This window comes from Haemophilus haemolyticus (genome assembly GCF_003493685.1).
GTDB lineage: Bacteria > Pseudomonadota > Gammaproteobacteria > Enterobacterales > Pasteurellaceae > Haemophilus > Haemophilus haemolyticus_O.
On record NZ_QQJW01000006.1, the window covers coordinates 83133 to 104108 of the forward strand.

At 39.1% G+C, this 20976-nt stretch carries 23 protein-coding genes; 6 read left to right on the forward strand and 17 right to left on the reverse strand.

Going from position 1 to position 20976, the window contains the following annotated elements:
- Window positions 1–125: 125 nt before the first annotated feature.
- The 6 genes from mukE (at window position 126) to ftnA (DV434_RS06450) (ending at window position 9466) form a co-directional block, all read left to right on the forward strand.
- Entirely contained in the window at window positions 126–860 is a 735-nt protein-coding gene (mukE, locus tag DV434_RS06425) for a chromosome partition protein MukE (RefSeq protein ID WP_048953190.1), read from the forward strand.
- Window positions 860–5392 carry a chromosome partition protein MukB gene (mukB, locus tag DV434_RS06430; RefSeq protein ID WP_118785684.1) on the forward strand — a complete coding sequence of 1511 codons (4533 nt, stop codon included), beginning with the start codon at window positions 860–862 and terminating at the stop codon, window positions 5390–5392. Before mukE ends, mukB begins: the two co-directional genes overlap by 1 nt.
- 70 nt (window positions 5393–5462) lie before the next feature.
- A complete protein-coding gene (locus tag DV434_RS06435) occupies window positions 5463–6338 on the forward strand; it encodes an EamA/RhaT family transporter (RefSeq protein WP_118785685.1) in 876 nt (291 codons plus the stop codon).
- Window positions 6339–6350: 12 nt separating this feature from the next.
- Window positions 6351–7772: an exodeoxyribonuclease I gene (gene sbcB / locus DV434_RS06440; protein WP_118785686.1), complete on the forward strand. Its 1422-nt coding sequence runs from the start codon at window positions 6351–6353 to the stop codon at window positions 7770–7772.
- A gap of 693 nt (window positions 7773–8465) precedes the next feature.
- Window positions 8466–8951, forward strand: a complete 486-nt coding sequence (gene ftnA, locus DV434_RS06445) for a non-heme ferritin (RefSeq protein ID WP_005634630.1) — start codon at window positions 8466–8468, stop codon at window positions 8949–8951.
- Window positions 8952–8968: 17 nt separating this feature from the next.
- On the forward strand, window positions 8969–9466 hold the full coding sequence (ftnA, locus tag DV434_RS06450) for a non-heme ferritin (protein ID WP_005637808.1): 498 nt from the start codon (window positions 8969–8971) through the stop codon (window positions 9464–9466).
- 122 nt (window positions 9467–9588) lie between these two features.
- Here the strand turns inward: ftnA (DV434_RS06450) and DV434_RS10810 are convergent, their stop codons facing one another.
- The 17 genes from DV434_RS10810 to DV434_RS11070 form a co-directional block, all read right to left on the reverse strand.
- Window positions 9589–9732 (reverse strand): hypothetical protein, encoded by a 144-nt coding sequence (locus tag DV434_RS10810; RefSeq protein WP_192881502.1) that lies wholly within the window; start codon window positions 9730–9732, stop codon window positions 9589–9591.
- A 511-nt stretch (window positions 9733–10243) separates the two neighbouring features.
- Window positions 10244–10903, reverse strand: coding sequence for a hypothetical protein (locus tag DV434_RS06455; RefSeq protein WP_118785687.1), 660 nt, complete (start codon window positions 10901–10903; stop codon window positions 10244–10246).
- The gene (locus tag DV434_RS06460) at window positions 10903–11229 is read right to left on the reverse strand and encodes a hypothetical protein (RefSeq protein WP_118785688.1); all 327 of its coding nucleotides are present in this window, start codon (window positions 11227–11229) and stop codon (window positions 10903–10905) included. The genes DV434_RS06455 and DV434_RS06460 overlap by 1 nt, the downstream gene beginning before the upstream one ends.
- A gap of 174 nt (window positions 11230–11403) precedes the next feature.
- Window positions 11404–11805, reverse strand: a complete 402-nt coding sequence (locus DV434_RS06470; RefSeq protein ID WP_239994345.1) for a hypothetical protein — start codon at window positions 11803–11805, stop codon at window positions 11404–11406.
- The gene (locus DV434_RS06475) at window positions 11738–12022 is read right to left on the reverse strand and encodes a DNA helicase UvrD (RefSeq protein ID WP_118785691.1); all 285 of its coding nucleotides are present in this window, start codon (window positions 12020–12022) and stop codon (window positions 11738–11740) included. Before DV434_RS06475 ends, DV434_RS06470 begins: the two co-directional genes overlap by 68 nt.
- Window positions 12001–12615 carry a hypothetical protein gene (locus tag DV434_RS06480; RefSeq protein ID WP_118785692.1) on the reverse strand — a complete coding sequence of 205 codons (615 nt, stop codon included), beginning with the start codon at window positions 12613–12615 and terminating at the stop codon, window positions 12001–12003. The genes DV434_RS06475 and DV434_RS06480 overlap by 22 nt, the downstream gene beginning before the upstream one ends.
- On the reverse strand, window positions 12612–13862 hold the full coding sequence (locus DV434_RS06485) for a tail fiber protein (protein WP_239992775.1): 1251 nt from the start codon (window positions 13860–13862) through the stop codon (window positions 12612–12614). The genes DV434_RS06480 and DV434_RS06485 overlap by 4 nt, the downstream gene beginning before the upstream one ends.
- Window positions 13863–13871: 9 nt before the next feature.
- On the reverse strand, window positions 13872–14447 hold the full coding sequence (locus DV434_RS06490; RefSeq protein ID WP_118785693.1) for a DUF2612 domain-containing protein: 576 nt from the start codon (window positions 14445–14447) through the stop codon (window positions 13872–13874).
- The gene (locus DV434_RS06495; RefSeq protein ID WP_118785694.1) at window positions 14447–15589 is read right to left on the reverse strand and encodes a baseplate J/gp47 family protein; all 1143 of its coding nucleotides are present in this window, start codon (window positions 15587–15589) and stop codon (window positions 14447–14449) included. Before DV434_RS06495 ends, DV434_RS06490 begins: the two co-directional genes overlap by 1 nt.
- A 43-nt stretch (window positions 15590–15632) precedes the next feature.
- Window positions 15633–16151: a phage antirepressor N-terminal domain-containing protein gene (locus DV434_RS06500; protein ID WP_118785695.1), complete on the reverse strand. Its 519-nt coding sequence runs from the start codon at window positions 16149–16151 to the stop codon at window positions 15633–15635.
- A 148-nt stretch (window positions 16152–16299) separates the two neighbouring features.
- Window positions 16300–17130, reverse strand: a complete 831-nt coding sequence (locus DV434_RS06505; RefSeq protein WP_338142009.1) for a P22AR C-terminal domain-containing protein — start codon at window positions 17128–17130, stop codon at window positions 16300–16302.
- Window positions 17131–17483: 353 nt separating this feature from the next.
- A complete protein-coding gene (locus DV434_RS06510; RefSeq protein ID WP_118785697.1) occupies window positions 17484–17945 on the reverse strand; it encodes a type II toxin-antitoxin system YafO family toxin in 462 nt (153 codons plus the stop codon).
- On the reverse strand, window positions 17929–18459 hold the full coding sequence (locus DV434_RS06515) for a hypothetical protein (protein WP_118785698.1): 531 nt from the start codon (window positions 18457–18459) through the stop codon (window positions 17929–17931). The genes DV434_RS06510 and DV434_RS06515 overlap by 17 nt, the downstream gene beginning before the upstream one ends.
- 234 nt (window positions 18460–18693) lie before the next feature.
- On the reverse strand, window positions 18694–19047 hold the full coding sequence (locus tag DV434_RS06525; protein ID WP_118785700.1) for a contractile injection system sheath initiator: 354 nt from the start codon (window positions 19045–19047) through the stop codon (window positions 18694–18696).
- A gap of 254 nt (window positions 19048–19301) precedes the next feature.
- Window positions 19302–19946 (reverse strand): Gp138 family membrane-puncturing spike protein, encoded by a 645-nt coding sequence (locus tag DV434_RS06530; protein WP_118785701.1) that lies wholly within the window; start codon window positions 19944–19946, stop codon window positions 19302–19304.
- Window positions 19943–20827, reverse strand: a complete 885-nt coding sequence (locus DV434_RS06535) for a phage protein (protein ID WP_118785702.1) — start codon at window positions 20825–20827, stop codon at window positions 19943–19945. Before DV434_RS06535 ends, DV434_RS06530 begins: the two co-directional genes overlap by 4 nt.
- A 14-nt stretch (window positions 20828–20841) precedes the next feature.
- Complete coding sequence (locus DV434_RS11070; RefSeq protein ID WP_275045295.1) at window positions 20842–20967, reverse strand: hypothetical protein; 126 nt, start codon at window positions 20965–20967, stop codon at window positions 20842–20844.
- Window positions 20968–20976 lie beyond the last annotated feature (9 nt).

Consider the following 20976-nt stretch of genomic DNA (forward strand, 5'->3'; position numbering starts at 1 on the left):
TTTCGACGGAATTACTTCTGTTAAATATGCCCAAACCCTCTTTAGCAAAGAGGGGCTAGGGGAGATTTGGCAATAATGATTAACGAAGAAAGTAACTGAATAAAGTTTTAATAGAGAAATAACCTATGACAGACAACCTTCAAGATGTAATTTCCCCAAAACTCGCTGTGGCGATTGCAAATCCAATATTTCCAGCGGTGGATAGCCTGTTACGTTCCGGTCGCCATATCAGCACGGAGCACTTAGATAATCACGCATTTTTAATGGATTTCCAAAATGAATTAGACGGATTTTATCGCCGCTATAACGTGGAACTAATTCGTGCTCCAGAAGGATTTTTCTATCTTCGCCCGAAAGCAACGACATTAATTGCGCGTTCTGTGCTTTCTGAGTTGGAAATGCTTGTTGGTAAAGTGCTTTGTTATCTTTATTTAAGCCCAGAACGTTTAGCTCAACAAGGCATTTTTAGCACGCAAGAAGTGTATGATGAACTATTAAATCTTGCCGATGAAGGAAAATTATTAAAAGCAGTTAATCAGCGTTCAAGTGGTTCTGACTTAGATAAACAAAAATTGGCAGAAAAAGTGCGGGCTGCAATTGGTCGTTTACGTCGTTTAGGTATGATTCAAACTGTTGGCGAACAAAATAGTGGGAAATTTACGATTTCTGAATCTGTATTTCGTTTTGGTGCGGAAGTGCGTAGCGGAGATGATCCATTAGAGGCACAAGCTCGACTCATTCGTGATGGGGAAGCGGCAACACCAGAATCCTTAGCGTTGGAAAAACAAGCGCAATTAGTAGAAAACGATGCAGAAAGTGCGGATGAAATTGACGAAGAATTTGACGGAGAACAAGAATAATGTCTGATGTTTTTGAATTAGAAAATGAAATCGAATTAGAGAGCGATGAAGTCATTATGGAAAATGAAAACGTCGAAGAAATCGTTGAAGCACCTATGCCTTTTAGCATGACGGCCAATAATGGTGTAGAGCGTGGTAAATTCCGTTCTTTAACCTTAATTAACTGGAATGGTTTTTTTGCGCGTACTTTCGATTTAGACGAATTAGTTACCACACTTTCTGGGGGGAACGGTGCAGGGAAATCAACCACAATGGCTGGATTTGTGACAGCATTAATTCCCGATTTAACTCTTTTACATTTCCGTAATACAACAGAGGCTGGCTCTACAGGCGGTTCTCGCGATAAAGGTTTACATGGTAAATTGCGTCCAGGTGTTTGTTACGCGGTATTAGATACCATTAATTCTCGCCATCAACGTATTCTTGTTGGTGTGCGTCTGCAACAAATTGCGGGTCGTGATAAAAAGGTTGATTTAAAAACTTTCTCAATTCAAGGTGTCGAATTATCTCAAAATCCAACCGCACTTTTCACTGAAACAGTGGGCGAACGTCAAGCACGCGTCCTTAATTTAAACGAACTCAAAGATAAAATTGAAAATATCGGTGCGCAATTTAAACAATATCATTCCATCACCGATTATCACGGCATGATGTTCGATTTAGGTATTATTCCAAAACGTTTACGTTCAGCATCAGACCGAAGCAAATTCTATAAACTTATCGAAGCATCTTTATACGGTGGTATTTCCAGCGCAATCACACGTTCTTTACGTGACTATTTATTGCCAGAAAATTTAGGTGTGCGCAAAGCTTTCCAAGATATGGAAAGTGCATTGCGTGAGAACCGTATGACTTTAGAAGCGATTAAGGTCACGCAATCAGATCGCGATTTATTCAAACATTTAATTACTGAAACCACCAACTATGTTGCTTCGGATTATATGCGTAATGCGAATGAACGCCGTGGCAATATTGAGGCTGCATTAGAATCTCGTCGCGAGTGGTATAAAGCAAAAGCAGAGCAGAATTTATCTCAACATCGTTTAGTTGATTTAAGTCGAGAAGCGGCTGAATTGGCAGAAAATGAACGTACTTTAGAAGTTGATCACCAAAGTGCGGTTGATCATCTTAACTTAGTGTTAAACGCTTTGCGTCACCAAGAAAAAATTACGCGTTATCAAGAAGATATTACAGAACTCACCGAGCGTTTAGAAGAACAAAAAATGGTGGTTGAAGATGCGAATGATGCGTTAGAAGAAAGCCAAGCTCAATTTGAGCAAACTGAAATTGAAATTGACGCTGTTCGAGCCCAATTAGCAGATTATCAACAAGCATTAGATGCCCAACAAACTCGCGCACTTCAATATCAACAAGCCATTGCAGCCCTTGAAAAAGCGAAAACATTATGCGGTTTAGCGGATTTAAGTGTTAAAAATGTAGAAGATTATCACGCAGAATTTGAAGCCCATGCAGAAAGTTTGACGGAAACCGTGCTTGAACTCGAGCACAAAATGTCTATTTCTGAAGCAGCGAAATCTCAGTTCGATAAAGCGTACCAGTTAGTTTGCAAAATTGCGGGTGAAATGCCTCGTTCTGCGGCGTGGGAAAGTGCCAAAGAATTATTACGTGAATATCCAAGCCAAAAATTGCAGGCACAACAAACGCCACAACTTCGCACAAAATTACATGAACTTGAGCAACGTTATGCACAACAACAAAGTGCGGTCAAATTACTTAATGATTTTAATCAACGTGCTAATTTAAGTTTACAAACAGCAGAAGAATTAGAGGATTATCACGCCGAGCAAGAAGCGTTAATTGAAGATATTTCTGCTGAACTTTCAGAACAAGTGGAAAACCGTTCTACGCTTCGTCAAAAACGTGAAAATTTAACCGCACTTTATGATGAAAATGCGCGTAAAGCCCCTGCATGGCTGACAGCTCAAGCTGCATTAGAACGTTTAGAGCAACAAAGTGGCGAGACGTTTGAACATAGCCAAGATGTGATGAACTTTATGCAATCACAACTGGTGAAAGAACGTGAACTCACGATGCAACGTGATCAACTTGAACAAAAACGTTTGCATTTAGATGAACAAATTTCTCGTTTAAGTCAGCCAGATGGTTCAGAAGATCCTCGTTTAAATATGCTGGCAGAACGTTTTGGTGGTGTGCTGCTTTCAGAGCTTTACGATGATGTAACTATTGAAGATGCACCTTATTTCTCCGCACTTTACGGGCCTGCACGTCATGCTATTGTTGTGCGTGATCTCAATGCTGTGCGTGAACAACTTGCACAATTAGAAGATTGCCCTGATGATTTGTATTTAATTGAAGGCGATCCTACCGCATTTGACGACAGCGTATTATCCGCCCAAGAACTTGAGTTAGGTGTTGTCGTGCAAGTTTCAGATCGTGAATTACGCTATTCAAGATTCCCTGAAATCCCATTATTTGGGCGTGCAGCACGTGAAAAACGTTTAGAAGAATTACAAAGTGAACGTGATGAAGTGGCCGAACAACATGCCCAAATTGCGTTTGATGTACAAAAATGCCAACGTTTACACGAACATTTCAGCCAATTTGTTGGGTTGCATTTGGCGCTTGCGTTCCAGCCAAATCCAGAAGAGTTAATGTCTGAAATTAATCGCGAACGCAATGAAATTGATCGTGAATTAAACCAATTTAATAGCGGAGAACAACAATTACGCATTCAGTTAGATAATGCAAAAGAAAAACTACAGTTACTCAACAAGTTAATTCCACAACTCAATGTATTGGTTGATGAAGATTTAATTGATCGTATTGAAGAATGTCGTGAGCAATTAGATATTGCAGAGCAAGATGAATATTTTATTCGTCAGTATGGCGTAACGTTGTCACAATTAGAGCCGATAGCCAATAGTTTACAAAGTGATCCAGAAAATTACGAAGGCTTAAAAAATGAATTAACTCAAGCGATTGAGCGTCAAAAACAAGTTCAACAACGCGTATTTGCGTTAGCTGATGTTGTACAACGTAAACAGCATTTTGGTTATGAAGATGCTGGGCAGGCTGAAACTTCTGAACTAAACGAAAAACTTCGCCAACGTTTAGAACAAATGCAGGCACAGCGAGATACGCAACGTGAGCAAGTTCGTCAAAAACAAAGTCAATTTGCTGAATATAATCGCGTATTGATTCAGTTACAAAGCTCTTACGATAGTAAATATCAACTCTTAAATGAGTTAATTGGTGAAATTAGCGATCTTGGCGTGAGAGCTGATGATGGCGCCGAAGAACGTGCACGTATCCGTCGTGATGAATTACATCAACAACTTTCAACGAGCCGTCAGCGTCGGTCTTATGTAGAAAAACAACTGACATTAATTGAAAGTGAAGCTGATAATTTAAATCGTCTTATCCGCAAAACTGAACGCGATTATAAGACTCAACGTGAATTAGTTGTGGCGGCTAAAGTGAGTTGGTGTGTAGTTTTACGCCTATCACGTAATTCTGATATGGAAAAACGCCTCAATCGCCGAGAACTCGCTTATTTATCTGCAGATGAGTTACGTTCAATGTCGGATAAAGCATTAGGTGCATTGCGTACAGCGATGGCGGATAATGAATATCTACGTGATAGTCTAAGAGTGTCGGAAGATAGTCGCAAACCTGAAAATAAAGTGCGGTTCTTTATTGCGGTGTATCAGCATCTACGTGAACGTATTCGCCAAGATATTATTAAAACGGATGATCCAATTGATGCGATTGAACAAATGGAAATTGAGCTTTCTCGTTTAACGGCTGAATTAACTGGCCGTGAGAAAAAATTGGCAATCAGCTCTGAAAGTGTAGCGAATATTATGCGTAAAACGATTCAGCGCGAACAAAATCGTATTCGTATGCTTAACCAAGGTTTGCAAAACATCTCGTTTGGTCAGGTGAAATCTGTTCGTTTGGTAGTGAATATTCGAGATACCCATGCCATGTTGTTAGATGCGCTTTCTGGTCAGCAAGATGAATATCAAGATTTATTCAACGATAACCGTATCACCTTCTCGGAAGCCATGGCGAAGCTCTATCAACGCATCAATCCACATATTGATATGGGGCAACGCACAGCGCAAACAATTGGTGAAGAATTGTTAGATTACCGTAATTATCTTGAGCTTGAAGTGGAAGTATTCCGTGGCGCTGATGGTTGGTTACGTGCCGAAAGTGGCGCGCTTTCTACGGGTGAAGCTATCGGTACAGGTATGTCAATTCTCTTAATGGTTGTTCAAAGCTGGGAAGAAGAAAGCCGTCGAATTCGTGGTAAAGATATTGTGCCTTGTCGCTTGTTGTTCTTAGATGAAGCAGCACGTTTAGACGGTAAATCTATTTCTACCTTATTTGAGCTTTGCGAACGTTTGGATATGCAGTTACTTATCGCTGCGCCAGAAAACATTAGCCCGGAAAAAGGTACAACCTATAAACTCGTGCGTAAAATCTCAGGCAACCAAGAGCACGTACACGTTGTTGGTTTACGCGGATTCGGTGCGACAGAATAAAAAAATAGAAGGGAAGTGCGGTTAAAATTTTAAGATTTTTGACCGCACTTTAATTATATAAGGAATTTAAATGCACAATCTTATTCTTGCCATTCTTTGCAGTGTAGCGGTTTCAGTTTTACTTAAAATCGCCCGTAAAAAAAATATCATTATTGAACAAGCTATCGCATTCAACTACATCACAGCCATCACTTTCAGTTATTTCTTACTCAAACCTGATTTTAAAGGCCTAGAATTTACTGATTACATTGTACAAAGCGAAAACTCACCCATTTTTTTAGCGCTAGGTTTATTGTTACCTAGTGTATTTATTATTATGTCAAAAGCGGTGGAGTTTGCTGGAATTGTACGTTCAGATGCAGCACAACGTCTTTCGTTGTTTCTTCCCATTTTAGCGGCGTTTTTAATTTTTCATGAAACACTAAGTCAATCTAAAATCATTGGCGTTGTATTAGCCTTTATTGGTTTATTTTGTTTATTAACTAAGCCAACTCAAGTGCAAAGTGCGGTCAATTTTAAAGGTGTTTTAGGATTAATCGGCGTCTGGTTTGGTTACGGCATCATTGATATTTTATTCAAACAAGTGGCGAAAAGCGGCGGTGCATTTCCTGCAACATTGTTTATTTCTTTCTCGCTTGCAGCTTGCGTTATGTTTATCTATTTATTCTTAAAACGTGCGCAATGGACATCATCAAGTGTAATTGGCGGCATCGTTTTAGGTGTATTGAATTTCTTTAATATTTTATTCTATATAAAAGCACATCAAAGTTTTGCTGGAAATCCAACGCTTGTTTTCGCGGGAATGAACATTGGCGTGATTTGTTTAGGCACGATAACTGGTGCATTAGTTTTTAAAGAAAGAATTAGCAAGCTAAATTGGCTAGGTATTATTTTCAGTTTGTCGGCTATTTTTTGCCTATATTATTTAGATAAAATCATCGCGTAAAAGAGAGTAGTCATGGCAAAAAATTTCAGCTTTTTTATTTACGATTATGAAAGTTTTGGTGTAAATCCAGCAACAGATCGCCCTGCGCAATTTGCGGGTATTCGTACAGATGCTGATTTTAATATCATTGCCGAACCAATAATGTTTTATTGTAAACAAACCAACGATTATTTACCGGCACCTGAAGCTGTAATGGTCACAGGAATTACACCACAAGAATGTAATGAAAAGGGGCTTTCAGAGCCTGAATTCGCCGCAAATATCTTAGCAGAATTTTCCCAACCCAATACTTGTGTCATGGGTTATAACAATATTCGCTACGATGATGAAATGACGCGTTATACGTTTTATCGTAATTTTATTGATCCTTATGAATACAGCTGGAAAAACGGGAATTCACGCTGGGATTTGTTAGATTTAGTACGAGCTTGTTATGCCTTGCGTCCAGAAGGGATTAATTGGGCTTATGACGATGATGGAATGCCAAGTTTTCGTTTAGAAAAACTCACTAAAGCAAATGGTATTGAGCATGAAAATGCTCACGATGCTATGGCGGATGTATATGCAACTATTGCTATGGCGAAATTAATTAAAGAAAAACAGCCTAAATTATTCCAATATTTCTTTGAAAACCGAGGTAAAAAAGAAATCGAAAAATTGGTTGATACAGGCGCAATGGCGCCTTTAGTGCATGTCTCTGGGATGCTAGGAAATTATCGTGGAAATTGCACTTGGGTTGCACCTTTAGCTTGGCATCCTATAAATCAAAATGCACTCATTGTTTGTGATTTAACTGGCGATATTGATAATTTATTAACCAAAAGTGCGGACGAATTACGGGCAGATTTATATACAAAAAAATCGGAATTAGAAGAAAGAGGAGTTTCATCTGTTCCGTTAAAGTTTGTGCATATCAATAAATGTCCTATTTTAGCGCCAGCTAAAACCTTGTTGCCAGAAACAGCAAATCGTTTGGGTATTGATCGACAATTATGTTTGGATAATCTTGCAAAATTACGAGCATCTTTTGATATTCGTGAAAAAGTGGCGGATATTTTTAATGAAGAACGTCAATTTGAATCGAATGATAATGTAGAAACTGAGCTGTACAATGGCTTTTTCAGTAATGCTGATAAAAATAATATGTCTATTTTACGTAGTTTACCTGCAGAAAAATTAGCTGAACATGGTTTAGCTTTTGAAGATAAACGTATCCCTGAATTATTGTTCCATTATCGCGCTCGTCATTTTTATAAAACCCTCACACGCGCTGAACAAATTAAATGGCAAAAATATCGACAGAATAAACTTGAAAAAAGTGCGGTAGATTTTGAATCAAGTTTACAACGTTTAGCTGAGGAACATTCAGATAATCCTGAAAAACTATCCTTATTACAACAAGTATATGAATACGGTATAAAATTACTAGGCTAGTCGATGCGTTGTCACATTTTGTCAAAAGCACGTTTTAAGAAAAACGTGCTTTTTTGTGTTTTTTTCTGGGAAGAATTATCCCCAAAATTATTCAGATTTTACGTAGCGTAATCACATAGATTTAGTTTATTTTACCTTTACATTGTCTTTGCATTTAAATTCATCCATTCAATAACTCTATAAAATGACGCGTTACAACGTGTTATCTAGCCTTATTTTGTCTTGTTTTGCTAGTACTTGTGACTTGTGCATAACTGTGTGATTTATTTAATCCATAGTTTCCGCTAACCTGATAACTAATTTCGCATAATGTATATTATGTTAAATTAAATAAGTACAAAAGTAACTTTTGTGATGTGGTCAAAAAGGGATACTCTGCTTCTTCTCTATTCAAAAGTTAAAGCAATAATATTTAATTCTGGATTTGGATTGCGCTAGGTGAAATCTGAATAAATTGATAGAAGATTTGCTAGTAGATTTAACATCTTTAGTTTTAATTGTGACATTGTAATTATTTTATGCACCTAGGTTACTCAAATGAGAATAATTTTTTTTAATTTTTCTTTTTAAAATTAATTGGTTATATGAGATTTATTTTAATAAAAAACTTGCAATTCTCATTTGTAAGCTTAAAATGAGAATTGCAAGTCAAGTTTTATTGCACTTTATCAATCAAATGGAAAGGAATTAGTTATGCTTAACCAAATCATCACAAACAAGCTGAATGATCAAATAAATTTAGAGTTCTACTCTTCTAATGTATATTTACAAATGAGTGCATGGTGCTCAATTCATGGTTATGAAGGTGCAGCAGCATTTTTACTTCGTCATGCAGATGAAGAATTAGAACATATGCAAAAATTGTTCAATTATGTAAGTGAAACTAGCGGTATGCCGCTTCTAGGAAAAATCGATGCACCTAAACACGATTATTCTTCATTAAGAGAAGTATTTGAAACAACTTTAGAACATGAAAAATTAGTAACTTCCAAAATCAATGAATTAGTTGAAGTTACTTTTGAAAATAAAGACTACTCTACTTTTAACTTCTTGCAATGGTACGTAGCAGAACAGCACGAAGAAGAAAAATTATTTAGTGGAATCATTGATAGATTTAACCTTGTTGGCGAAGACGGTAAAGCCTTGTTCTTTATTGATCGTGAGTTAGCAACTTTATAATAGATAGGAGAAATAAAATGTTATCAGCAAATGTAGTAAAACTATTAAACGACCAAATGAACTTGGAATTTTATTCTTCTAATTTATATCTACAAATGAGTGCTTGGTGCGAGCAAAAAGGTTTTGAAGGGGCTGCAAAATTTTTATCAGCTCATGCTGCTGAAGAAATGCAACACATGCGTAAATTATTCACTTATTTAAATGAGACAGGCTCAGTTGCTCTAATTTCTGCAATTGAAGCACCATCACACGAATATAAATCATTAAAAGAAGTGATTGAAATTACCTATGAACATGAGAAATTGATTACCAGTAAAATCAATGAATTAGTAGGCAAAACTTTTGAAGAAAAAGACTACTCTGCATTTAATTTCCTACAATGGTATGTAGCAGAACAACATGAAGAAGAAAAATTATTCAGTGGTATCTTGGATAAATTGAATCTTCTTGGCGAAGATGGTAAAGGTTTATTCTTAGTTGATAAAGATTTAGGTAATCTTGCTACTGAAGCTTAGTCTAAGAACATAATTTATGAGCCTAGTATTACACTAGGCTTATTTTTTATTTGAGATATGGATTTTATAAAGAAAAACCCCGAATAAAATTATGCAGGGTTAAAATAATTGTGGAGCCTTACTTACGACTGCAATTCCATTTTCTTTTCTTCCTCTGCGCCCCACAATGTGGCCTCGGCTTTCGTTGCGCAGGTTTTAGATTTACGCACACCGTTTTTATAGATTTCTACCCGCCATTTATCACCACGCTTGAGAATTGTTGCCATTTTTTGCTCCTATTTTTTTGCTAGGGTACGTCAAAATTTAAAGGTTAGTTGGCGTAATTTTGGCGTAATCGATGCATAAAAATATATAAAAATACTTAAAAAATGGCAATATTTGAGATTGGAATTGCTGAGAGATTTATAATGAATATGAGCGTAAAGTATTGATTTTACTGGTTGAAATGTATAAAAGAAAAACCCCTGACCAATGGTCAAGAGTTTGTATGTGGTGCCTAGGGTCGGACTCGAACCGACACGTTTATTCAACGGCGGATTTTGAATCCCATAATTCATCAGTAAAAAATACATTAATTAATAATTAAATCAAAGACTTGCACATCATTTTTTGATTTACCATTTTCATATTTTGCCCCTCTTTTTTATATTTTAAGTCAAAGTTACGTCAAAGTTTAGTTACAATGTCACTCAATTCCAGTTGCATACAAACGATACTCTACTTACGATAGGTTAAATTATAAATAATAAACAACGGCGGAATTACCCGCCGTTTATCTTAAACCCTATCTGGCCATGGATCGGATGTTGTCCACATCATCGCTTGCGGTCTTAAGTTTTTTGGCCCAATGTCAGGTATTGCATCATTGCCTTTTACTTTTGGATCTGCGTGGTATGGGGTAAAGCGCATAAAATTAGCATCGCCCACGCCTCCCACATAGACACCTGCAACCGCTCGATTGGTGTCATCATCAAACAAGCTAAATCCACAAGAGTCATCAGCTCTAAAGCCAAGAGGAATACCATCTTGACTGATAACCTCAACTCGACCTGCTTGTCGTGGTTTAAATCCTGATTCAGTTTTACCTAGATAGCCAAATAATCCCCATTGTAATCCACCCATATGGCAAGTTACAAAATTACCCTGCCTTCTAAGCTTTATGTACGCTCCTGGTTTTAAGTTCTTGGTTTGTGGTCTAACTAAACCTGTATCACCATCGATGACTATCCATTTTTCGTCGCGTTTTTGCCATTTCCAAGCTCCGACTTTACCGCCATTTGATGACTCATAAATGGTGCCGTTCGGCTCATTTCCTGTTATTTTTCCGTCCGTTGTATCGGGTTTATCTGGGCGACCACTACCAAGCACAACTGTTATGGCTTTCATGTCTCGCCCGATTTGCTCGATGACCTCGGGTAATTGTTCTAAAAGGCTCATTAGCTATTTTTCCCACGTTGATAAGCCGCCTTTAAGTCCATTGCTTTTAGGGCGTTAATTTGCTCAATCACCTCATCTAGGCTTGATTTAAATTCCGTGAATTTAGCGGTTAATGCCTCGGGGGCACTGCTCCCACTTGCTTTGAGTTTGCGTAACTCTTCTGCCAGCTCTCTAAACGTGTCTAAATCGGCTGACACTTCCCCGCCTAACAGGTCGTTTTTAAGCTGGGTGACCTTAGCATCAATTTGAGCCAAAATCGCTTTGTCTTGTTCCCCCAAGTATTGAGCAAACTCGGTTAATAATTGCTGGATAGTTTGTGTTGTCATAGTCGTCCTATTTTGTAGTTGAGGATTAAATCAGGTAGCGTGGGGACAATGGGATTTTCTGTATTTATCACCTTAAATCCTTTAGCCACCGTGATATTAATTTTGGTTTTGGGTTTGAGTGCAACGGAAACAATGGGCTTGGATTGCAGTTGCACCTTGATTTTGTTTTTGGGTTTAGCGTTGAGACACGTCATAGGTAATATCCTTACGGAGAGTTATCTTCCCCCCACACAGGGTTTTGACGAGCCCTTGCCCATTGGTTTGTTGCAAATCCCACTTCGCTTGCATCCAATCGACTTGCTCGGTTTTATCGTGTGAGATGATAAGCGTCACTTCGTTATTTTTTACCGAGATGCTCCCATTTGTGCTAGATAGACGGATTCGCTCACCTTTGCTTACCGGCACAATATCGCAATCAAAATGGCAATCTGTAAAATCGACAGGTGCATTGTCGTCATCGGTAAAAATTAACGTTTCTGTTTCGTCATCGCCGCGAATCCAATCAAAATTAATTTCTTGCATGATGCACCTCACTAAACCGATCATCATGCTGTTTGCCAGACACCTCGCTTTCATAGGATGCTTTACAATGGTTTACATCAAAAAAGAGGGCGTTAATCACACGATACAACACACGCCAGCGTTTTTTCGGTTTATCTGCTAATATCGCACCTCGATAAGTTCGGCTGGAAAGTGTCTCGTCCGCTGCCCCGCCCGTTATAGCGTTAAACAACTGGTCTAAGGCGATAATAATGTGATAGCCATAGCGTTTTAGTTTGCTTGGAATTGCCATTGCTCAATCTCCCGTTCAAGTGCGGTTAATTCTTCAGGGGTTTTTAAAGCCAGTAAGCGATCTTCAAATGCCTGACGTTGCCCAATAATGATGCCAATCGCCACAGCAAACTGAGCGGATTTTTCAATCACTTTGCTAATTAGTATATCCAGTGGAACACCACGCATACGCGCAATTTGTGAAAGCATCGGTGTTGGGGTGTTGTGGTCAGCTTGCCATGCGAGAGCTTCTTTTTCTTGTCGATAAAAACTTTCGATTTCCGTTTGTGGATAGCCTGTCAGTAAGCTATTTTTAAGTTGGTCGGCTTTGTTCGCTAACTTATTGAGTAAGCCTTCTTTTTGTTGTGCAAATAGTGCGGTCTGTTTTTCACCTGAAATTTCCCAAGTCAGCGTTTCAAGATTTAACTCGTGTGCCGCACTAGGTTGTGGGTCAATTAATACAGGGTTGCCTGTTTTGTCTGCGATGATTTGTTTGCCTTGAGCTTGTCCGTTAAGTAGCTCAATATATTTATCTTGGCTAATTTCCACCGCACTTTCGGGTACAAAACCGCCATAAGAATCATCAAAAAAACCGTCTTTAAAATACATGGTCATCTTTTCCATCTCCCGATTGCGACGACATTAACATATGCTATTTCGCCGCTATTATTGTACGTCTCACCGCACACTAAGTGGCATGCGCTGTTACTAGTGCCTTGCACAAATGTAATAATAGTATCGTGGTCGCCAACACTGTCTAAATACTGAGCAGTTGCAGTCAAAATCGGCATATCCGCAAATGCAATTGCCCAATTAAAATTAACTTTGCTGTAATCGTTAGTTAACATACGCTTGCGACAAGTTTGTATCATCGTCCCATCGGGATATTTTCGTACCTCAATATCGCCGATTTTTTGGTAGCTAAAATCAGCTAAATCAGCTTTTTGAGCAACCAATTGTCGTACTGGCTCTATATCATTGAGTTTGCCCCAGGCCGACCAACTATCTGTCTGATAATTTGTCTGATGTCGCTCGTACATATCTGTGCTGTACGCAATATAGGCAATTTGACGACACCAACGGCCATCGCCTCCAGCAATAACTTGGATGTGACAACCATTGCCAGCTACAGGGAGATTCTGCGAACGACTTGCTTGTGTAACTGCATAAATGCCGTCTGTTTGTAGCGTATTTACATTGCCAACAAAAGGCTCAATTTTAAAGTTACCTATGCCATAGCCCGCTAAGGTTGTGGCTGGGGATTGTTTGCTATTGGCAAGGTCATAAGCCGTTTTAACCGCCGCACTGGTTGCAACGGTGTCTGAGCTATTACTATCTACCGCAGAGGATTTTTTGCTGTTTGGGATAACATTGCCAAGCGAGCGTGTGTTGGAGTCAATAAGCTGTTTTAGCTGATAGGCGGTTTTAGGCGTCAATGCTAAATCTTCACTTTGGCTATCGTAGCCAGTGTAGAGTTTGGTTATCCCATATTGAGTTAATGTCGCCTGAGCAATCTCACTCAACGCAAACCCCCAACGTACCCAATATTGCGAGTCTGATTCATTCGGGCTGTTATTTTTGCTATTTTTTAATGCTCGGTAGCTTAGCCCTTCAAACTGGACGCAAGAGCCTTTAGTATAGTCTTGTGTAGCAGACCATTCGGGTAGCCCTCGTTGCATCAAATAAGTGTGTTTTTCGTCAAGTCGTTTAAACAAAAAGTTAAACCACTCCATAGGAGGGATACCCTGTGTTTGGTCAAACGTAACCCCCCAACCACGCAATAAGTCAGGGAAATTATCGACCTCACCTTGTTTTGCAGATGATGCAAAAATGCTTTCATCTGGCTTATTTACTAATGCCATATATGACCTCTATATTAGGTTGAAAAGATATTGCACACCTGCTTGGCGTGGCAGTATATCTAAGTGGTTGATTGCGAATTTCTTAAAATCAGATGTGATAGTGCTTGGTACAGAGATAGAGACGGTCATATCGTAGTTATCCACGATGTGACAACCTTCGCCAAAAATAAATAGGCACGCCTCAATTAAGTTTGGTAGCGTGCCTATTTGGTAGTTTTTAAGGATTCTGCATTTAATCAGGAAGCGATAATCATCATCGGATAATCTGACGGAATCAGACAGCGGGTCTCGTTTACGATACCATTGCGCACCGCCTAGTCTTTTTTGGCTAAATCCAAGTGCATTGGGCGAATTGCGGAAACCGAAAAATTTGCGTAATTGATAGCCATTAATAACCCGAAATTGCCCGACGTGTTTACCGACCAAATCAAGCTGATGCCCTGTTGCTGTTTCAATATTCAACACATCTTGCAATCGATATAAATCAATAAAGCCTTGCCCGATAATGCTTTCAAATAGCTTAATCGTTGAGACGGCTTTAGGCTTGTTTCGGTATTGCCAAATCAACAAATCAGAATAGCCCATTATTCCACCTCAATGGTTATATCCGTTGCTAAAATTCGGATTAATTCACGTGGTTGTGCGGTAATATTTTCCGTGGTAAGAGACTGCCCTTTACGCCCGATTTTTAGTTCTTTCACCCAGAAACCACCCACTTTATTAATTGGTGAATAAAGTCTAGAAAGCGAAAGATTTTGCCCGATGCCAAAGCGTTGAATGGATAATAATCGTTTGATTTCATCCTTATCCACTTCAGTAAAATCTTCATATCGAACACAACGCATAGATACTTGCACATCAACAGGCGTTGCACGGTCAAACCGTAATGCTCTACGCTCGCCATTTACCGTTAAAGTTGTTTCTGTCGCACCTTGCAACCCGACCCCTGCCCCTTTGTTTTCATAAATAACGTGGGCGATTTGCTCATCTGCCCCACCATCTACAATAATATTCAAGGAGTTAGGCTCTACACCATATTTATCACGCTGTTTAGTGTTATTTTCTAGCACTTTAACTTGTCTAACATCAGGCAATGCGGCTATTTTTGACTGGATAGCATCGGCAGAGTTTTGCGCATTTTTGGTTCGACTAATGAAAAAACGTTCTCGTAATTGCAAGTCGGTTTCTTCTTCCTCACCAATTTCTGCATTTTCGAATGTGGTTGCCGAGGTAAGCCCAAGCGTAACGGTCTCAATGGTCAAATTTGTGTTTTTTATGAGGTTAAACGCACCCAATTCTTCGCTGCGGAAGTCCGCACGGGCGGAGCCATTACTATCTAGCTGCACATCTGCCGTTAATACCCACCGCACTTTATGTGGGTCAGACACTACAATCCCCGCATAAAGATGAGTTAATGGCTCTCCTGTCAAAATCACTGAGCGTAAATAGCTATAACTTGCCGCTCGTCTTATTAATCCTGCATAAGCAACACGCTGATCGAGCCAAGTACCTGTCGCAACATCAGGATCTAACTGTCGATACACATTCTCGGCAAGCTCCTCAATATCCATCTTCATCTGAGCAAGCAAGCCAACCATTTGCCCATCAGGTGAGTTAGGTGATAGGTCGATATTCTGCCCATAGATTTGTCTAAATCCATCTTCAAATCGTGCCACGATTTCGTTTAATCGCTCAATTTGAATGCCTGTTTCAATCAGTTTTGCCATATTTTCTCCAATAAAAAACCGCACTTTCTAAAAGATTGTGCGGTTATAAGTTCACGAAAAGATCTAACTGTTTAATTTGCAAAAACTCTCGATTAAGGGCTTGCTTCTCTGACTTGCATTGTTGCAGCAACTTCCCACGCTCAGTGGCGCGTTGCGTATATTCGGCTTTCTTCTGCTCCCATAATGCCATTTTATTTTTGACTTCATCTCGGCGAGCAATGCCTTCCGTCCAGTAATCCCACAACGCTAAGAAACATTCCTCTTGGTAATTTTCCAAGCGTTCTTTTAAATCGGCACGCACTTTGTTTGGGTTAAGCCCAAATAACCACCCATTGAGTTTTTTAATCGGAATACATAACATTTCACGGTTTTTGCCATCTTTGGCAACCGTGGTGATATGTCCACAGTTGAATTTCTCACTCTGTTCCATCAGTTTTTTATGCTGACCTTTCCAGTCTAACCCAATTCCCTCAACAATCTCACGCATTGCTACATAAGCCACGCCGTTGTTGTCCACTAAAGTAACTTCTTTACCTAAAAATTCTGCAGTTAATGTTTGCATATTTCTTCCTTGTTTTCTCCACCAAAGAGAGCCTGTAAGAAGCAGTGAGTGGAGAAAGGAAACACCGCTTGTCACGTGTACATCGCTATCTTACAGGTAATAAAAAACCGCACTCTGTTTCCAAAGTGCGGTCAAATTTTGTTGTGTTTTAGAGAATATCTAGCTGAAAGCCTGTTGCTTTATGGTTATAGGCTCGAAGATATTTTAAGACACGCCAGTTATCGCCTTGTTTGCACTCAAATTTTTCAGTGATTCGCTCTAATACTTTTTGCGCCTGACGGAGAGTGCTGCGATATTCGTAAGCAATGTCATGAACGGGCGCAGCATAATGTGAACCAATTTGTTTTAATGCAGGGTGAAGATTTTGGCAAAGTTCCGTGCCACGCAATAAAGCGAACCACGCCCAAACGAGATGTTGGAGTTCGCGTTCGGTAAATTCAAAATTAAAGCACTCATCTTTTTTCGGTTCAGTGATAAGCTCACCTTCAAGCACAATTCTATGCACATATTCCACCGCTTGCGGTAATTGCTCTAATGTTAAATCTTCGATTGATTCCACATTAAAGCGTTGGTGGATTAAATGATAGGCATCGGAATAAATTAATCCTTTTCTGCTGACGAGCATATTCACGGCATTGCGTAAACCTGTTCTATCATTGACGGATGTTTTGCTTTCATATTTTCCTGTTTTACGAATAGTAGGTAATACTTCTGCTGTTACCCATTTTCTAAAACGGTGTGGAATAGATCCTTTTTTCACTGCATCACGGCAACGTAAGATCAAAGTGTACATTCCGCTTTCGCTGACAATATTCACTTCTTGTTGTCCGCTAGGGGTGTAAATTAAACTTACACCCTTTTCATCTTCATCTAACGCAATTAAAGACATACGAGAGTTTGTTAGACCGATTGCGTCACAAACGTCCTTTGCAACGAACCAAGGTTCATTGTTATAGCTAAAGTGCGGATAGATTTTGATTCAAAGTTGAATATAGAGAGTTGAGATTGATTAGACATAGAATGTCTCCTTTTGGTGTTTCTTCGATATTGAGATTTACCCATATAGGGCGCCGAGCGGTTCGAAGGCTGCCAAAAGTCAGCTGGACGTATTCCCCTTGCGGGTATTGTATTAGTCACCCGCTCGGCATAGATGAAATTGGATTTATGCGTGTTAAGTCTTAATGGCAATAAAACTAAACGAGATCACAAATTTTACGCATAAAAAAGCCGCTATGCTGTCGGGAGCGGACTTGCCGCTTTTGGTTTCAGGCTTCGACACCTTGACACACAATATAAAGTAAAAACCCCGTCTTGTAAACGGGGTTTAAGTTATTATTTCTTATCCAGATGAAGATATTCAGCTAGGGGTTTTACTGTGTAATAGGGTAGCTTATCTAATTGTTCGCGATTTAGTTGATAAAACGCCTCTGCCTTCTCAACCAATACAGCAATAAACTTATCAATATTTTTATGTGCATCTGGTGTCACTATATCAAGTATCTGAAAATAATCATCATACATATAATGTTTCACATAAATCAGAAAATTATCACAAGTCCGGTTAAAACCACGGCAATTTTGCCATGTACGCAATTTAAAATCGGTTTCAGACAATGCAATATGTAGTTTACGTAATTGGCTATCGCGTGCGGCAGATGAATTATTCAAATCACCATAATGCCCAAGAAATTCAGGATAAACTTGTTGCCCTGACATTTCAAAAATTGCTAAACCTTGCGCAATTTTGTTAATATGTGGGAAATGAACTAAATCAGCATTAAGAGTGATTCGCATTGTAATATTCGCTTCTTAGTTTAGCTGCTTCAGAAATATCATCATATTCAGCTTGAGTTAAATTTAGATCAGCAAATTGTTCTACCTTTACCAAACCTCTACGTTCACGAATTTTGAAAATAGCTAAATCTAACTGTGCCACAGCATTAGAATAAGCGCGATACTGAGTGCGATATTTAAAGAAGATTTCTTGCTCATATTTACTAATCAGTAAAGATGAAGTGAAATCCAATAACTGGCGTAACATTAATAATGTATTAAATTTACTATCTTTAAGTTTAAATTTAACTGCTTTTAATGCACCTGTCGTTTTTTCCACAGAATGCGAAAGTTTTACCAGTGCAACAAATACATCATCAGCTTTCGCATCACTTTTTACTAACTGGTGAACGCAACCTGCATCATCCTGAACAGACTGCCATGGAGCATTTGCCGTTGCCGAACCTGAACCCAAAAGCCCGGTAAGCAATGTTGTTGCAACCGTTTTTTTCACAAAGTTTCTAAGTTTCTTCATTCTGCGTTATAGGAAAAGTAATTATATTTGCGGGAATAATAAAACAAAAATGCATTTTAGGCAAACTATAAAAAAGCGCGGTCAAATCTTACCTATTTATGGTAGCATTACACCTATTATGACGGACGCTGCTTTTTTATCGCATCAAGAGATAAATCAAGGCTTTTGGTTTTTAGCAAGGTTTTACGGATTAAATCCCAATCTCTTTTCATTGTTTATCCTTACGACCGCACTTTAAGCATCATAACGTGCTGTTTGTTGCTGTCCGTAAATATCTTGGTAATCAATCGATATGGTCAGCTTGCGTGTATCTGTATCAAAATTAGCTTGATAATCAGTTATTCTGCTTACGCCTTCAGTTTCTAACACATAGCGTTTTATTTTGATTTCCCAGTCAGCCATATTTACCCCACGCCCCATTTGTTCTAGCCAAGGTAAACCGTGTTCTAGGTCTAAAAACCAGTCATTAGCAAATGACCAAAGGTGAGTTTGCACATTTTGAGCAATGGCATCTGATTCTGTTGCGTAGTTAGAAAACCCTTGCCCAAATGTCCAATCGTGATTGTTATCTATTCTGCGTACTTTCATTTCACCACCATCTAATTGCGTTAATAAATGGCGTGAGAATGGATAAGCCTAAGCAAATGATAGCAAAAGCAATCGCAAAACGAATTAAAGGGGTTGTTTGCGTTTCCATATCTAATCCTTTTAAAAGATGAATTTGTAACTTTGTTTTGATATACTTCACAACGATTTATTCCTTTTAAATTTCGCTTAATTGGAATGAAAAAAAGCCAAGCACGCCTATGCTTGGCTTTTTACATTAAATATTAACCGCACTTTTATTGTGGCACTCCTGTTTTACCGCCACTGTCGCCTGTATGTTTATGGGTTTTCCCTGAAATACCGCCTGCTTTTACATCTGTATCGCTCGAGATAACGCCTGTGGAGCTATGCGAACCTGTTTGCGAGGTGTCGCCCTGATGTTCGATATTTCCCTTGATTTGGATTGTGCCATTCTTTATCCGAATGTACGTTCCACCGTCCAAGGTTTGCATTGAAAGCCCATCATTAAAAAATCCATTAATCGCCTTTGGAATAGAACAGATGCCGGGGATAAACATCGCATCGGATAAATCATGTAACCTAAAATCTAAAGGCGTTGATGCGCTGCCGTTTTGCCACCATCCGTCAATGCAACGCTCGGAAAATATGGCTATCCCCTCATCGCCTGCTTTAAGCGGAAATGTCACTGCAAAGCCACCACCACGAGGAAAACTTACGGGGACATCAAGAAGTGGCGGTATATCTGCCCCACTCCCATCGACTAACTGCATTTTTATTTGTATCGCAAGTGATACAGTTTGTTTGGCTGGGTCAAAACTCACGACTTTTGCGGGAAGTGCGGTATGTAAATTCAGTTGGTTTTGTTGGATTTGATGGTCGGTTGCAGTTTCTGGCGTTGCTAAGGTTTGTGAGTAGTTCATTTTTTCTTATCCTTGCTTTGCTTATCTGTTTTTTTATCTGATTTCTGACCGCTCTTTTCTTTTTCTACTTTCTGGAATTTGCCCCCGACAACCGTCATTTTGCTGTGCCAATCCCCACCGATGCCATCGCCAGAATGCGCAAGTTTTACAATCTTGTACTCCCCATTGAAGTACTCAATGATAGATTCAACTTTCACAAGTCCGCCAATTTGTAATGCAGGGTTGAGTAAACAAGTCAGCTCTAATCCCTCATCGGTTTGTTCTGGTGCATTAATCATTCCTGTATCTTGGGAAATCAGTACAGCATCATCACTTAACACTTTATCTTTCGGCAGGAAAATAAGCGAACCATCTTGGATAGACCAATCAGCCTTATTATTACGTGCAATTTTAGTGAGAATATCTCGACTATTGCCGTTTAATACTCTACCTCGAGGAAGTTTCCGTTGATTAGGAATGTCAATGGCACCAGACTGTACTTTAGGCATCGTCTTTTGCAATTCCTCAACAATCTGCTTGTCTGTTGCCCCTGCTTTTAATGTCGTTTTAGCTCTTGACTGAGTATAGGCTTGATGCCCGTCTGAACACTCAAGCGTAAGGACAAAATCCAATCCCTCTCGTTGGATTCTTGTCTTGGTAATATCTCCCGCATAGATTTGGCGTAACTCGCCATAACCAACCGATAAGACGACTTTCTTATAGTCTTGGCTTAATAATTGGTTGATATGGTCTCGATTTAAGTTCCACACTTGGATTTTAGCGGGATTAGGCTTTTCATTGATGGTTTTATCAATTTCAAACGCAACACGCAATTGCTCAATGCTTAACGTTTCTTGGTCGTTACTAATGTCCAGTTTCCACCGTCTGCCAAATTGTTTCATTGTCTCTCCTTGCGCTATTTAGCAAGCTCAATAAGGACATTTGCCAACGGTGTAATACATAAAGCAAACAAGCCAAGCGCAACGATAACAATAGAGAATGCGATTGCACCTCGCATAATCGAACTTGCATTTGTTTCCATTTCTAACCC

Coding starts and splice junctions, on each gene's coding strand:
- DV434_RS06510 (WP_118785697.1), bottom strand. CDS start 17,945: ATGCGAATCACTCTTAATGCTGATTTAGTTCATTTCCCACATATTAAC.
- DV434_RS06515 (WP_118785698.1), bottom strand. CDS start 18,459: ATGAAGAAACTTAGAAACTTTGTGAAAAAAACGGTTGCAACAACATTG.
- DV434_RS06460 (WP_118785688.1), bottom strand. CDS start 11,229: ATGACAACACAAACTATCCAGCAATTATTAACCGAGTTTGCTCAATAC.
- sbcB (WP_118785686.1), top strand. CDS start 6,351: ATGGCAAAAAATTTCAGCTTTTTTATTTACGATTATGAAAGTTTTGGT.
- DV434_RS06470 (WP_239994345.1), bottom strand. CDS start 11,805: ATGAAAGCGAGGTGTCTGGCAAACAGCATGATGATCGGTTTAGTGAGG.
- DV434_RS06455 (WP_118785687.1), bottom strand. CDS start 10,903: ATGAGCCTTTTAGAACAATTACCCGAGGTCATCGAGCAAATCGGGCGA.
- mukB (WP_118785684.1), top strand. CDS start 860: ATGTCTGATGTTTTTGAATTAGAAAATGAAATCGAATTAGAGAGCGAT.
- DV434_RS06530 (WP_118785701.1), bottom strand. CDS start 19,946: ATGAACTACTCACAAACCTTAGCAACGCCAGAAACTGCAACCGACCAT.
- mukE (WP_048953190.1), top strand. CDS start 126: ATGACAGACAACCTTCAAGATGTAATTTCCCCAAAACTCGCTGTGGCG.
- ftnA (WP_005637808.1), top strand. CDS start 8,969: ATGTTATCAGCAAATGTAGTAAAACTATTAAACGACCAAATGAACTTG.
- DV434_RS06490 (WP_118785693.1), bottom strand. CDS start 14,447: ATGGGCTATTCTGATTTGTTGATTTGGCAATACCGAAACAAGCCTAAA.
- DV434_RS06435 (WP_118785685.1), top strand. CDS start 5,463: ATGCACAATCTTATTCTTGCCATTCTTTGCAGTGTAGCGGTTTCAGTT.
- DV434_RS06480 (WP_118785692.1), bottom strand. CDS start 12,615: ATGACCATGTATTTTAAAGACGGTTTTTTTGATGATTCTTATGGCGGT.
- DV434_RS06485 (WP_239992775.1), bottom strand. CDS start 13,862: ATGGCATTAGTAAATAAGCCAGATGAAAGCATTTTTGCATCATCTGCA.
- DV434_RS06535 (WP_118785702.1), bottom strand. CDS start 20,827: ATGAAACAATTTGGCAGACGGTGGAAACTGGACATTAGTAACGACCAA.
- DV434_RS11070 (WP_275045295.1), bottom strand. CDS start 20,967: ATGGAAACAAATGCAAGTTCGATTATGCGAGGTGCAATCGCATTCTCT.
- ftnA (WP_005634630.1), top strand. CDS start 8,466: ATGCTTAACCAAATCATCACAAACAAGCTGAATGATCAAATAAATTTA.
- DV434_RS06525 (WP_118785700.1), bottom strand. CDS start 19,047: ATGAAAGTACGCAGAATAGATAACAATCACGATTGGACATTTGGGCAA.
- DV434_RS06495 (WP_118785694.1), bottom strand. CDS start 15,589: ATGGCAAAACTGATTGAAACAGGCATTCAAATTGAGCGATTAAACGAA.
- DV434_RS06475 (WP_118785691.1), bottom strand. CDS start 12,022: ATGGCAATTCCAAGCAAACTAAAACGCTATGGCTATCACATTATTATC.
- DV434_RS10810 (WP_192881502.1), bottom strand. CDS start 9,732: ATGGCAACAATTCTCAAGCGTGGTGATAAATGGCGGGTAGAAATCTAT.
- DV434_RS06500 (WP_118785695.1), bottom strand. CDS start 16,151: ATGCAAACATTAACTGCAGAATTTTTAGGTAAAGAAGTTACTTTAGTG.